Source organism: Mesonia aquimarina, from assembly GCF_003667275.1.
Classification (GTDB): Bacteria; Bacteroidota; Bacteroidia; order Flavobacteriales; family Flavobacteriaceae; genus Mesonia; species Mesonia aquimarina.
In genome coordinates this window covers 164,081-178,629 of record NZ_RCNV01000001.1, presented here as the reverse complement: position 1 = coordinate 178,629, position 14,549 = coordinate 164,081, and the positions used below count along the sequence as shown (strand labels likewise).

The 14,549-nt window shown below is 32.4% G+C and carries 12 protein-coding genes; 6 read left to right on the top strand and 6 right to left on the bottom strand.

What is annotated here, in order from left to right:
• Positions 1–41: 41 nt before the first annotated feature.
• The 5 genes from D9R05_RS00915 to D9R05_RS00895 form a co-directional block, all read right to left on the bottom strand.
• On the bottom strand, positions 42–497 hold the full coding sequence (locus D9R05_RS00915) for a cold-shock protein (RefSeq protein ID WP_121665340.1): 456 nt from the start codon (positions 495–497) through the stop codon (positions 42–44).
• A 269-nt stretch (positions 498–766) separates the two neighbouring features.
• Positions 767–1,876 carry an alkene reductase gene (locus D9R05_RS00910; RefSeq protein ID WP_121665339.1) on the bottom strand — a complete coding sequence of 370 codons (1,110 nt, stop codon included), beginning with the start codon at positions 1,874–1,876 and terminating at the stop codon, positions 767–769.
• Complete coding sequence (locus tag D9R05_RS00905) at positions 1,877–2,557, bottom strand: type 1 glutamine amidotransferase domain-containing protein (protein ID WP_121665338.1); 681 nt, start codon at positions 2,555–2,557, stop codon at positions 1,877–1,879. It lies immediately after the preceding gene.
• 84 nt (positions 2,558–2,641) lie between these two features.
• Positions 2,642–3,223 carry a Crp/Fnr family transcriptional regulator gene (locus D9R05_RS00900; protein ID WP_121665337.1) on the bottom strand — a complete coding sequence of 194 codons (582 nt, stop codon included), beginning with the start codon at positions 3,221–3,223 and terminating at the stop codon, positions 2,642–2,644.
• A gap of 2 nt (positions 3,224–3,225) precedes the next feature.
• Positions 3,226–4,497 (bottom strand): MFS transporter, encoded by a 1,272-nt coding sequence (locus D9R05_RS00895; protein WP_121665336.1) that lies wholly within the window; start codon positions 4,495–4,497, stop codon positions 3,226–3,228.
• Positions 4,498–4,656: 159 nt separating this feature from the next.
• On the opposite strand from D9R05_RS00895, the gene D9R05_RS00890 reads away from it, so the two are divergent.
• Both D9R05_RS00890 and recQ read left to right on the top strand, forming a co-directional pair.
• Positions 4,657–4,938, top strand: a complete 282-nt coding sequence (locus D9R05_RS00890) for a hypothetical protein (protein ID WP_121665335.1) — start codon at positions 4,657–4,659, stop codon at positions 4,936–4,938.
• A 106-nt stretch (positions 4,939–5,044) separates the two neighbouring features.
• Positions 5,045–7,153: a DNA helicase RecQ gene (gene recQ, locus D9R05_RS00885; RefSeq protein ID WP_121665334.1), complete on the top strand. Its 2,109-nt coding sequence runs from the start codon at positions 5,045–5,047 to the stop codon at positions 7,151–7,153.
• Between the two features lie 212 nt (positions 7,154–7,365).
• Here the strand turns inward: recQ and D9R05_RS00880 are convergent, their stop codons facing one another.
• Positions 7,366–8,481, bottom strand: coding sequence for a DEAD/DEAH box helicase (locus tag D9R05_RS00880; protein WP_121665333.1), 1,116 nt, complete (start codon positions 8,479–8,481; stop codon positions 7,366–7,368).
• 128 nt (positions 8,482–8,609) lie between these two features.
• Between D9R05_RS00880 and pelF the strand changes: the two genes are divergently transcribed.
• From pelF to D9R05_RS00860, 4 genes are read left to right on the top strand one after another with little or no spacing between them, the layout of a single operon-like run.
• Positions 8,610–10,136 (top strand): GT4 family glycosyltransferase PelF, encoded by a 1,527-nt coding sequence (pelF, locus tag D9R05_RS00875; protein ID WP_121665332.1) that lies wholly within the window; start codon positions 8,610–8,612, stop codon positions 10,134–10,136.
• On the top strand, positions 10,129–11,739 hold the full coding sequence (pelG, locus tag D9R05_RS00870) for an exopolysaccharide Pel transporter PelG (RefSeq protein ID WP_121665331.1): 1,611 nt from the start codon (positions 10,129–10,131) through the stop codon (positions 11,737–11,739). The genes pelF and pelG overlap by 8 nt, the downstream gene beginning before the upstream one ends.
• 16 nt (positions 11,740–11,755) lie before the next feature.
• Entirely contained in the window at positions 11,756–12,529 is a 774-nt protein-coding gene (locus D9R05_RS00865) for an endo alpha-1,4 polygalactosaminidase (protein ID WP_162984865.1), read from the top strand.
• Between the two features lie 4 nt (positions 12,530–12,533).
• On the top strand, positions 12,534–14,534 hold the full coding sequence (locus D9R05_RS00860) for a hypothetical protein (protein WP_121665329.1): 2,001 nt from the start codon (positions 12,534–12,536) through the stop codon (positions 14,532–14,534).
• Positions 14,535–14,549 lie beyond the last annotated feature (15 nt).

The following is a 14,549-nucleotide window of genomic DNA, read 5'->3' as shown; positions in this document are numbered from 1 at the left end:
GTTTTACAGGCTTTTTTTATATAAGTTTGTATGTAAAAAAACTAAACTACTTTTTTTACCTGTACGGCATTCATACCTTTTAAGCCTTTTTCAAGCTCATAAACTACCGTATCATTTTCTTCGCATTCGTCAATCAAGCCGCTAATATGTACAAAAAACTTTTCTCCGGTATCATTATCTAAAATAAAACCATATCCTTTTGAGTGATCAAAATAAGAGATTTTTCCGGTACGTTGCGTATCGACTTCTTCTCTATCTTCTTTTTTAGGAACACCAATCTCAATTTCGTCGGCTTCCACTTCTACTTTTTTATCTGGATCTGGCGGTGTCTCCGTAAGGTTTCCATTTTCATCTACATAAACCAGCATATCTTCAAAAGAAGCTCCTTTATTTGAGTTTTCTTTACGTTGCTGCTTTTTTAATTCTTTTTCCTTACGCTTTTTAAGCTTTTTCTTTTCTTTTTCGCGTTTGTTTTGTGTTTGTCCAGATCTTGACATTCAGTAGTTTTAAATTAAAATTCCTTTATAAAAATTAGGAAAGAGAAAATCGCGAAACAAAATCAAAGGAAGAGCGTAATTAAAAATAGATTTTTTCTAAGAAGTAATCCTGCGAACGTAAAGCGATAAGCCTCATCAAAATTTTTGTAAAGATAAGGATAGGTTTTTGATAATAAAAATACTAAATGCTTATTTTAAATTTTTTAAAATAATATATAAAAAAAGGCCTACTTTTTTGTAAACCTTTTTATTTTTAATTAACTTATTTTTTATACTTTTTCTTTTCTAGCTTTGGCTTCATAATCTAAATAACCTTTTTTACCGGGAACGTAAAAAGTTTCCTCATCCCAATCACTTAAAGGAATATCTTTTTCAAATCGTTCAACCAAATCAGGATTTGAAATGTATGGTTTTCCGTAAGCAACTAAATCGGCATCATCATTTTCAATAACTTTATTTCCCTTTTCTTGATCAAAAGCAGTATTAATCATTAAGGTTCCGTTGTAAATCGGGCGATAATGTTTTGCAATTTCTTTTACTGCGTAGGGAACGTCAGATACATCATTAAAAGGTTCAGATAAATGTAAATACGCTAAATCATAATCATTTAATTTATTTACAATATAATCAAAAGTGGGAATGGTTTCTTCATCCATTTTCATTCCGAAAATGCCATCAAGCGAAGGATTTAGTCGTAAACCTATTTTTTTCTCCGGCATTATTTCTTTTACCGCATCTAAAACTTCAAATAAAAATCGTGCTCTGTTTTCTATGCTTCCGCCGTATTCATCGGTTCGGTGATTAGAAGTTCCATTAAAAAATTGATGAAATAAATATCCGTTAGAAGAATGAATTTCAACGCCATCAAAATCGGCTTCCATTGCATTTTTCGCTGCATTTGCAAAATCTTGAACGGTTCGCTTAATGTCTTCAATCGTCATTTCTTTTGGGGTTACCGTATCTTTAAAACCATCTGGTGTAAAAGATTTTGCTTCAGGATTTATGGCTGAAGGAGCCACAGGTTTTTCTCCGTTATGAAAATCGGGATGCGACATTCTACCCACGTGCCAAAGCTGAATAAAAATCCTACCATTGGCCTCGTGCACCATTTTGGTAACCTTTTTCCATCCTTCGGTTTGTTTTTCTGAATATATTCCGGGTGTATTTACATAACCTACTGCTTCTTTAGAAACTTGCGATCCTTCAGAAATTATTAACCCGGCTGAAGCGCGTTGCTTGTAATATTCACCGTGTAATTCTTCGGTTGGTACATTATCGGGATTATCGGCTCTACTTCTAGTCATAGGAGCCATGACAACTCTATTTGGTAATTTTAATCCGTTTAAATTATAGTCTTGTAATAAGGCTTGTTTTTTCATTTAGCTTAATTTTTGGATGAGTAATTTTGCAACTTTTTCTGAGGAAGCAGGATTTTGACCCGTAATGAGTAATCCATCTTCAACAGCATAAGGCTGCCAATCTTCTATTTTACTGTAAATACCTCCGTTTTCGATTAACATATCCTCTAATAAAAAAGGAACAACTTCAGATAATTGAACAGCTTCTTCTTCTTGATTTGTAAATCCAGTCACTTTTTTTCCTTTTACTAACGGATTTCCATCAGCATCCTTGGTATTTTTTAAAACTGCAGGGGCGTGACATACAAAAGAGACGGGTTTCTTATGTTGATAAAAACTTTCAATAAGCTTTTTAGATTCGCTACTATCAACCAAGTCCCATAAAACGCCGTGACCACCCGGATAAAAAACCGCATCATAACCTTCTTGATTTACCGAAGAAAGTTGTTGCGTATTCGCCAAAACTTCTTGTGTTTCTTTATCATTATAAAAGCGCTTGGTACTTTCTGTTTGTGCATCTTCTGATTCACTATTAGGATCAACAGGGGGTTGTCCGCCTTTAGGAGAAGCTAAATCTATACTAAAGCCTGCATCTTTAAGTAAATAATATGGAGAAGAAAACTCTTCGATCCAAAAACCGGTTTTATTTCCTGTATCTCCTAATTTATCGTTACTGGTAAGTACAAATAAAATCTTTTTCATAGCAATATTTTTTTGATAAAATTACGGAGATCCCTTTATTATTCCATTGATATAAGTTAGGTAAACGCGTTAAAAAATGTTAATCTATGCCAACTCTTTTCGAATTCTACTTAACGTTTCTGGCTTAATACCTAAGTAATTTGCGATTTGATAATTCGGAATTCGCTTTTCCATAGTAGGATAGTCTCGGCAAAATTCTATATAACGCTCTTTACTATTTTTTTGAAGTGATGATAAAATTCGTTTTCGCAAACTCACAAACGCATTGGTGGTTTTTATTCTAAAAAAGCGTTCAAATTTTGGAATACGTTTATACAAGGTTTCCAAAGAAGATTTATTTAGTGCTAATAAAACGGAATCTTCAATCGCTTCTACAAATAACCTTGCGGGTTTATCAATAAAAAAAGCCTCAAAATCACTAATCCACCAATCTTCTATTGCAAATTGAATAATATGACTGTCGCCATTTATATCTACGTAATAAGCTTTCAAACAGCCTTTTACTACATAATATTCTGAAGAAACCTCTTGATCAGGTTGAATAAGTTGTTGTTTTTTTCGAAGCTTCACCTCACTTAAAATGCTTAAAAACTCAGTCGCTTCTTTATCTGAAAGCAGAATATTTCTTTGAACGTGTGCTAAAATTTTTTGTTGAGAATTATTCATTATCAAGCAGTGGCTTTTTCATGTTCTTCTAAATCTTTCTGAAGGTCTAATTTACGTAATTTAGGAAAAAATGTTCCCGTTGCAATTACGGTCGCTACGGTCATACTTCCACCAAAAATCACCGCGGTTACTGTTCCCATTAATTTTGCGGTTAATCCGCTTTCAAAAGCGCCCAATTCGTTAGAAGAACCCACAAACATTGAGTTTACAGAAGCTACTCGACCGCGCATTTCATCCGGCGTTTTTAACTGAAGAATCGTTTGTCTAATAATCATAGAAATTCCGTCGGTTATGCCACTAAAAAACAAGGCCAATACTGAAATCCAAAACCAAGAAGAAAGTCCAAAAATGATGATGCAAACTCCAAATAAGAAAACGGCGCTTAATAATTTTAAACCTGCATTTTTATTCAACGGAAAATAAGCTGAAGTAAACATAGTAAGTAGCGCACCAACTGCTGGCGCAGCACGTAAAACCCCAAAACCTTCTGGACCAACTTTTAAAATATCCTGAGCAAAAACCGGTAGTAGTGCCACCGCCCCACCAAATAGAACGGCAATCATATCTAAAGTAAGTGCTCCTAAAATTACTTTCTTACTAAACACAAATTGCACGCCTTCTCGTAGACTCTTGAAAACATTTTCTCCTATTTTCGGATTTAAAATTGGCTTTGTTTGTATTTGAGTTAAACCGATTAAAGCGGTTAAGGAAAAAAAGAAAATTAAACACATTGACCAATGAACGCCAATCCAATGAATTGAAAAACCAGCCAAGGCCGGACCTAAAACGGCTCCCATTTGCCAAACCGAACTGCTCCAGGTAGCTGCATTTGGATAAACTTTTTTCGGTACAATTAAAGAGAACAATGAAAAAATGGTCGGTCCCATAAAAGCGCGAACAATTCCGCCGAGAAAAACCAAGAAATATATAGCATATAATATTTTTTGCTGATTAAAATCGGCTACAATTCTGGGCCAAGTCAGTAAAAATAAACCAATACTAATGACTGAAAAACCTAGCAAACATTTTAATAACAAGCTTTTTTTCTCTTTTTGATCTACAACATGTCCGGCAAATAAAGCCAAAGAAACTGCCGGAATAACTTCCATAAGACCAATTATCCCTAACGAAAGTGGATTTTTAGTTAAGCTATAAACCTGCCATTCTATAACGATAAATTGCATAGACCATGCAAAAACTATTGCAAAACGAACAAGTAAAAATATATTGAATTCTTTATAGCGAAGTGCCGCGTAAGGATCATTTTTTGCCATAAAAACAGCTCAGAAATTGAAGTGCAAAATTACAGGTTTTTGCGGACTAAAATATTATTTATTCTTAAAAAGAAGTATCAATTTTAATACTCGCGTGTTAAATCAAGTTAAAACATTTTATAAAATAATTTTTTGTTGGTATCTTAAAAAGAAAAAATTATGAGTACTAAGAAGAAAGATGAAAAATATAATTCAGAAATCACACCACAAGAAAAAGAACGTCTAGAAAATGAAAATGTTCATACCGACGGTGGCGATGACGATTTTCTTAGAAATCGTAAACGTAAACCTGATTTTGAAGGAAAAGATTTAGATATCCCGGGAAGCGATAAAGCAAAGAAAAATAAAGGAGAACGCGGCTTAAAAGATGAAGAAAACGATATTTACAGTCAGGGCGGAACTCACAACAATTTAGAAGAAGATCACAGCACTAAAAATTAAGCTGCTGCTTTTTATAAAATGATACCAAAAGCGATCTTTTAAGGTCGCTTTTTTAGTGCGCTTCCCTCCTTTTCCTTACTTTTGAATTCTTCAAAAAAAAGATTTTATGGCTGTTAGTGAATTACAAGAACAACTTTATCCTACTCTTAAAAAATATTTTGGATATGAGAATTTCCGGCCACAGCAAGAAAAAATAATCACTACCGTTTCAAACAAAGAAGACGCATTGGTTATTATGCCAACCGGCGGCGGAAAATCTATATGTTTTCAACTTCCGGCTTTACTCTTTGAAGGCGTTACCATTGTAATTTCCCCATTAATCGCGCTGATGAAAGATCAAGTGGATGGTTTGCGGGCAAATGGAATTGAAGCTGCTTTTTTTAATAGCAGTCAAGAAGCAGCCGAACAACAAGAAATTTTTGAAAAAGTAAGTCAGCAAAAATTAAAATTACTCTACGTCGCTCCAGAAAGTCTTTCCGCTTTAAACGATATTTTAAAACCAACTTATGTCAGCTGCATTGCTATAGATGAAGCGCATTGTATTTCCTCTTGGGGTCACGATTTTAGACCTTCCTATCAACAACTTGGTTTTTTAAAAAAATCATTGCCAGAAATACCTATAATTGCCTTAACCGCAACAGCAGATAAAGCTACTCGTAAAGATATTTTACAGCAGTTAAATATTCCACATGCTTCAGAATTTATAAGTTCTTTTGATCGAAAAAATATTGAATTAGATGTTCGTCCGGCAACAGATCGTGTTTCTCAAATTATTCGATTTATAGAAAAACGTCCCGATGAATCAGGAATTATTTACTGTTTAAGCCGAAAAGGAACTGAAAATTTAGCTGAAAAACTTCAGAAAAAAGGAATTGAAGCAACCGCTTATCATGCCGGTTTAAGTTTTGACGATCGAACCCGAGTTCAGGAAGATTTTATTTTCGATAAAACCAAAATCGTTTGCGCTACAGTGGCTTTTGGAATGGGAATCGATAAGTCGAATGTTCGTTTTGTAATTCATTATAACATGCCCAAAAATATTGAAGGCTATTATCAAGAAATTGGTCGTGCTGGTCGTGACGGACTTCCCTCCTACGCGTTACTTTTTCATACCTATGCAGATGTAATTCAGTTGAGAAGATTTACAGAAGGTGCTGCAAATGAAGAATTACAAAACGCGAAATTAGAACGGATGAAGCAATTTGCGGAAGCAACCGATTGCAGAAGAAAAATTTTATTGGGTTATTTTGGGGAACTTTTAGCCGAAAATTGCGGTAATTGCGATGTTTGTAAAAATCCGCCGGAGTTTTTTGAGGGAACTATTCTGGCTCAAAAAATACTTTCTTGTATTGCACGTGCTAAAGAAAGTGAATCCGCGGGAATGATTATCGATATTTTACGAGGCGCTCAAAATCAAGCGGTTTTAGAAAATGGTTACACAGAACTGAAAACCTATGGAATTGGAAGTGACACTTCTTGGCGCGATTGGCAACATTATTTAACGCAGTTGATAAATCAGGGATATTGTGAAATTGCTTTTCACCGGAAAAACGCTTTGCAATTAACTGAATTTTCTAAAAAAGTCTTGTTTGAAAATCAACAGGTATTTTTAACCAAACCACAAGCCGTTAAAGAACAACAAAAGGAACAAACTCCAACAAAATCAGCGCGTAAAAAAGATTCGTTATTCGAGCGTTTACGACAATTGCGTTATAAAATTTCCAAAGAAGAAGATATTCCTGCCTACTTAGTTTTTAATGATGCTACGCTAAAAGAAATTGAAAGAGAACGACCATTGAGTGATGATGCTTTTATGAAAATAAACGGCGTTGGTCAGCGAAAACTTGAAGTTTATGGTGATGAATTTATAGCTGAAATTCGAGAATTTTTGAAATCGAAAAAGAAAACTAAGAAAAAGAAGGGAACCACCTATTTAAAAACACTGGAAATGCTTCAACAAGAAAAACCTATTGAAGCAATTGCAGCAGAGCGCGATTTAAGCGAAACAACCATTTATTCTCATCTCGCTAAACTATATGCTGAAGGTAAAAAAATTAACATCTATAATTATGTTTCTAAAGCTGAAGTAGAACAAGTAAAAAAGGCAAAAACTGAATTAAATTCACCTGATGGTTTAAAACCTTATTTTGAATATTTTGAAGAAAAAATGCCTTATCATACCATTAGATTAAGTTTAGAAATCATCAATAAATAATTATTGAATGTAAGCGATGAATTCCATTTTAACGTCAACTTGAACTTGATTCAAGTTCTCATCCTGAAGGTTTTGTTTTTTCAATATAATATGGGATTCCGGATCAAGTTCAGAATGACGAAAAAAAATTTACAAATTTCGGAATTAAATAATTACCATAACAAATTGATTTTAATTGAATTAAACTGATTTATTTCAACAAAATAATCAACCTATTTTTTCTCTTTAAACTGAATGTTTAATTTTTTGCTGATGCTTTTCATCAATTCCATTTCGTGTGGTAAAACCAAGGCAATTGAAAATCCGGTATTTCCTGCGCGCGCAGTTCTTCCACTTCGGTGTGTGTAATATTCTAATTGATCTGGTAATTGGTAATGAATAACAAAACCTAAATCTTGTACATCAATTCCTCTGGCTGAAACATCAGTAGAAACAAGATATTGCAAATTTTCTTTTTTAAAGGCACGCATAGCTTTTTCACGTTCTTTTTGTTGCATATTTCCTTCTAAAGCGTCCACTGAAAAACCTTCTTCTTTCAGCATTTTGGTAACTTGTTGTGCGTGAGCTTTTGTACGCGTAAAAATAATTCCCCTCTCCTTTTTTTGATTATCAAGGATACCAATTAAATTATCGTCTTTATTTTCTCGCGTTACACGCACAAATTGATGCGTAATATTATCGTTAATAATCGATTTTTTATTTGTTGCAACTTGTGGCGCTTTTGGCGACATATATTTTTTTACAATCCGTTGAATTTCTTCCGGCATTGTAGCAGAAAATAGCCAGGTATTTTTTTGTCTTGCTGTTTGGGCTAGAATTTTGGTTAAATCGTCTTTAAAACCCATGCTGAGCATTTCATCAGCTTCATCTAAAATTAGGGTTTTCACATTCGTCAATTTAATATCACCACGATCCATTAAATCTACTAACCTTCCCGGAGTAGCAATAACAATATGAGTTGGTCGCTTTAAGGCTTTTATTTGCTTGTCAATTTTTTCACCTCCATACACACCTTCCGCAAAAATTTTATGATCACAATACTTTGTAAACTTGAAAAGTTGCTTTTTTATCTGAAGCACTAATTCTCGTGTTGGTGATAAAATTAAAGCTTGAATTTCAGGCTTTTCCGGATTAATTTTTTGCAAAATAGGTAAACCATAAGCGGCAGTTTTTCCGGTTCCGGTTTGTGCTAAACCAATAAAATCTGTGTTTTCACTTAATAAAAGCGGAATTGCTTGTTCTTGGATTTCGGTAGGCTGTTTGATATTTAATTCGTTTAGGCCTTTTACAAGATTTTTATCTACACCTAATTCTAAAAATGTACTCATCGCTTTTATTTTTCTGCAAATTTAAGCGAAATGTATTCAGTTGAAGCATTAAAAAAAACTATTCAACATCTTTTTTACGTAAAGTATTTTATATTTATCAACTAATTAGAACGGTTACATTTCTATTTATGAAAAAAATTGAAGTGATGCTTATCACAGAAGGAACTTATCCATTTAATGGTGGCGGAGTTTCTACGTGGTCGCATATATTATGTAATCAAGTAAGTAACGCAAATTACACCCTCTATTCTATAAATGCTGGTTTTGAATTAGAACCGCGTTACGAACTGGGAGAAAATATAAAAAAAGTACTACAGGTACCGTTATGGACGCCAGATGAACCTCATGATTATACGAGTTATGGCGATGAATATTACAAAACGGTAGGTAGAAAAGAGTTTACCACATCTAAGATTATTGCTGAAAAATTTATTCCGATTTTTGAGCGATTACTTCATTTAGTTTATAATGATGAAAAAAATGTAGAAGCTTTAGATGATGTTTTCTATAGACTTTGGCTTTATTTTGAAGACTTTGATTATAAAGAAACCATGCGCGAAAAAATTGTGTGGGATACCTATGTAAAAATTGTTTCAGATTATATTGAAAGAAAACACAATCCAACTGCCAGTATTTTAGATTTAACTGTCGGTTTGCGTTGGTTGTATCGCTTTTTAATTCCTTTAGCTATTGTAGATGTGCCAAAAGTAGATATAGCACACTTAACGCTTAGTGGTTTTCCCTTAATCCCAGCATTAATTGCGCATTACAAACACGGTACTGCTATTATGCTAACCGAACATGGCGTTTTTATTAGAGAACGTTTATTAGCTATAAACAATTCAGAATACCCCTTCTTTTTAAAAGATTTATTGATTCGTTTTTCTGAAGCCGTGGCAAGATTGACTTATTACAAAGCCGCTTCAATTATTTCTGTAAATGAATTCAATAAAAAATGGGAGAAATCTTACGGAGCTTCGCCTGATAAATTACAAATAATTTATAATGGGATAGATCATAAATTATTTAAACCCAGAGAAAAACCCGAGCATTTAAAAAATATTCCTACAGTAGTTGCAGCTGCAAGAATTTTTGAATTGAAAGACGTACTAACCATGATTAAATCTTGCGCAGTGGTAAAAAAAGAAATACCAAATGTTCAATATTTAATTTATGGTGATGACAAAGCTGTACCCGAATATACCGCCGAATGCTTAGACCTAATTAAAGAATTAAGCTTAGAAGAGAATTTTAAATTGATGGGGCCACGGCCTAATCCGCATTTAATTTTTCCCGAAGGTGATATTTCTATATTAACCTCTATTTCTGAAGGCTTTCCATACACTGTTTTAGAGTCGATGGGTTGCGGTGTTCCTGTAGTTGCTACAGATGTTGGTGGCGTAAAAGAAGCCTTAGATGAATTTTCAGGAATTTCTTGTAAACCAAAAGATGCAGAACAAATTGGAAAAGCTGTCATAAAACTTTTGAAGGATGATGACTTACGAAAAAAAATGGGTGAACACGCCAGAAAACGTGTTGTAGAAAATTTCACATTAGCAAATTTTATTGGTGATTATGAAGATGCCTATGAACGGGTAAATTCACAAAAAAACAAATTGAAAGCAATGCAGCAAACTAAAGTTAGTTATGAATAATCATCAAGAAGCTTTAGTTGAATTAATAAGGATGATAAAAGAACGTAACGGAAAACCCGTTAATGTTCAAGTGGTTATGGCCACCATAGAATCTTTAGGAATTCGAGATATCGATGTTCCTGAAGATTACGGATTTGAATCTATAGAAACTATAGCTCATCACATTTTTGATGAAATTGGCCATGCTAAACTTCCTGAATTAAAAAATAAAAAGCAATTAGAAGCCGAACAAAAAGAATTTCAAAAAATATCGGTTAATAATTATACTATTGCTAGAAAAGTTTTATTTGTAAAAGAATACAGTACAGGAATTTTTCACACATTTCCGGTATTTATTCAAATCGCTTGTATTGTCTTTTTTGGTTTTTCGTTATGGACCTTTTCTGGCTTTAACGGTTTGCAATCTACTGCGGTAGTTTTAGGGGTGATCATTGGTTTGGTAACCACCGGTGGTTTTGTACAAGTAATGGGAAAACAAGTTTCTTATTATTGGTATAATCAAGACTACGAGATGACGCGAAAATCTGTTATCAATATTTTAAAAACCGGTATTAAACTTATTTTTGGGATTTTTCTCGTCATTACCGGCATCAATTTTTTCTTACACCTCTATCCATTTTTATTTTTAGGAATTGTATTTAGTTATGCTTTGTTAATCAGTATTTTATTACTCTCGTTATCCTCTTTATATACTATAAAAGAACGTTGGGCAATATCATTGGTTATTTTTATAGCAACCTCAAGTGCCTTAGCCGTACATTTATTTACCAATATTAAAGTCTATTATATTCACTGGGGCGGAATTGTTTTGGCAAGCATCTTGGCATTGGCTTATCTACATTTTTTCTTTAAACGTACCATTAAAAAAGATAAAGGAAGAAATAATGTAACTCCAAAAATGATGCTTTCGGTTTACAGAAATTTCGACTATTTTTTCTATGGAACATTAATTTTTTTATTTGTGTTTACCGATAGAATTTTGGCCTGGTCTTCTACTTTAGATAGAAATTTACCCTATATTGTTTATTATGAAAAAGATTATGAGATTGGTATGGATTTAGCAATTCTTGTATTTTTCTTACTCGCAGGGGTTTTAGAATACAGCATTGCTTCGTTTTGTAGGAAAATGGATTATTATCAACGAACTATAGCTTACCACAAATTAGAAAACTTCAATAAAAAAATGCTTCAAATGTATTATAAACATTTAGGTTTATTTACGGGAAGTGCCATTTTAATAGGAATTTTATTGTATGCAGTAATTACAAAACCTTGGGGCTATAAAGCCGGATTTGATGAATCTCTTTCAGCCTTAAGTATAGAGGTTTCTGTAATTGGCGGTTTTGGATATTTGTTTTTAACTTTAGGAATGCTGAATGTTTTATATATGTACACCTTAAATCAGCATAAAAAACCATTAACAGCACTTATTTTAGCTTGCTTTGTAAATGTGGGAATCGGCGTACTTTGTAGCCGTATAATTTCTTATGAATATAGTGCTATTGGGCTGTTAGTTGGTGCATTTTTCTTTATGGCTTATACCACACGTTTAACCATTCGTTTTTTTAAACGATTAGATTATTTTTATTATGCGGCTTATTAAACTACTTTTTATTGCTATGCTTTTTTTTAGTTTCAAGCTTTTTGCGCAACAACCTAAACAACCCGTATTATTTTGTTATGGTGACTTTTATCCGGAACAGGTAAAAGGCTATACTTACGTTATTATTGAAGGAACTCATTTTTCTAAAGCAGATGTAAAAACCTTAAAAGAAAATAATAAATACGTTTTAGGCTATATAAGTTTGGGTGAAGTTAATGAAGCTGCCATTCATTATGAAAAGCTAGAAGGTAAAACTTTGGGTGAAAATAAATTGTGGAACAGTCACATTCTAAATTTAAGAGATGAAATAACACAAGAAACTTTATTGGATTTATTTTGGTTGAATAAGCAAGAAAAAGGATTAGACGGAATGTTTTTAGATAATATTGATAATTATACTAAATACGGACCAACTCCTGAAAATAAATTTGAATTAGTAATTTTTTTACAAAAAGTAAAGCAAAAATTTCCTGATATATTTTTAATGCAAAATGCCGGTTTGTTAATAGCGGAAGATACGCATAATTATATTGATGCTATTGCGATAGAATCTGTTGCCAGTAATTATAACTTCGATAAAAACAAATATAGATTACGCGCAAAAAAAGAGTTTAAAGAACAACTCGATGAATTGGAAACAATTCACACAAATTATCAACTTCCAATTATTTTTATTGAATATGCCGGAACAAAAAAAATGAAAAAGAGTATTTTAAAAAGAATTAAACAAAAAAATTGGCCTTATTTTATCGGTCAGATAGATTTGCAAAATTTACCAACATTCAAATAGAATTATGGACTATATTTCTTCGATGTTTATTGGGCCGTTACGCATAGTTTTATTTGTCTTTTTTATCTACGTTATAAAACAATTAATCTCATTTAAAGACTCAAATCAACGGGGATTAGATTATTTTATAGCACGTTTTGTTATGTTTATTTCGGTTATTATGCTGGTAAGCATGCTACTTACACAGCTTAATGCCTTCGATTTATTGGTGTGTCTAAGTGTTCTAGCCGGGTTTATGATTTTAGTTTTTCTGAACTTAAATTCTAAGAAAAATTTTACCCACCAATTTCTTAAAATGCGTAAAAGACTAATTATTTATACGGTTAGAAATTTTGAGAAAGAAAAAAAATTAGTCAGTAAATACAATTTAAAAAAGCGGATAGACTCTACAAAAACAGAACAAGAAAGACTCACCGCTATCGATTTAAAATGGCAAATTGGCTTAGCTGTTTTTATAGCTTTGTTATGCTTTGCATCTCGTTACTATTTTTTCAATTTTGATACTTTTACCCTTTCTGATATTTGGTACAGCGATCTTCATAAGATAAAAGACTTAACCAACCAACATTGGTTTTTTCATGAAGGAAGCATGATGGGCGAATATTTAATTATGAATGTTTACGGAGAGTTAACCGGTATTACAGATACCATTGCTTTAGCATCTTTTGGCTTACTTGAATCTTCATTACTCGCCGTTATTTTATTTTGGTTTACCTATAAATTAACCTCAAAAAAATTAGTACCAGCCTTAATTGCAGCCTTATCTTTTACCTTATTATATCCTCTTTTACCTTTAAATATTAATTTAATTACACAACACAAATCTATATTTTTTGCGCTTATTTTAGGGCTTCCAGCAATAATGTACAACATAAAACCAACCAGCCTTAGAAAGAATACTTCAACCTATTTACGTTGGATGTCATACTTATATGCTGCTATTATTTTTACCGATTTGTTTGTAGCCCTTTTTATTGTTTTTCCTTTTGTGTTATTGATTTCAATTTTAAATCTCAAACGAAATAAACGCTATTTATACCGATCTTTATTAGCTTATTTAATTGCGTTAAGTTTTACTTTTTTAATTCACTTGATTGCTGCTTGGGTACTGAATTATGATTTAATTCAGTTTATTAATTCCAACCTATATAATTATACGTCTTACACCTATTTACCACAATTAATTTTACCGTTTGATCAATTACTGAATTATTACCAATGGGCAAGTTTAGCTTGTGTTGTAGTTGCAATTCCATTATACCTTAAATATCCCAAAAAATATAATGGTGCCTTAGCAATTGCCATTTTTCTAAGTATATTTTTACAGGCTTATAAGATCGAATATTTAATTGTAGATGAAGATCTTTTAAATATTACCGCAGCTGTTTTTATACCTTTACTTTTTGGAATTTCACTCTTTTTATTCGTTGGAATATTAGAACTTTTTTCATTAAACTTTAAATGGAATTTTTCATTTGAAGCAATACTGAGTACTATAGTTATTTGTAGCCTTTTTATTTGGATAGGAAAAGCGGAAACTGAAAAAATTCCGTTTAAAAAGAACGAAACCAAAGAACCAATAATGGAGGCTTACGATAAATTAAATTCTAAGCACCTGCCCTATTCTTACGCAGTTGTCAATACGCAAAATAATAGTGTTATTAGCGAAGACAGTCATTACTTTATCAATTACAATTATTTCAATAAAAACTATATTAAAAAAGACTCTATTTATAATTCGTTTAGAAACGTACAGGATTATTTCAAAAGAAATCCTGATGCAGTTTTACCTAAAAGCACTTTTGTATTTTTGTATGAGAATGAAGCTAGTTTAGGAAAAAAAACAAAACTGAATCCAAATATTCAAGATCGAGCTAAGAAAAATATAGATATTTTAAAATCCAAAGGACGCCGAGTAAACGTATTTTATCAAGGTAGTTTGGTTAAAGTTTATGAAATAGTAAACGTTCCGAAGCAAAGTAAAATTAAAGAATTATTATTCTAGTTAAATGAAACATTT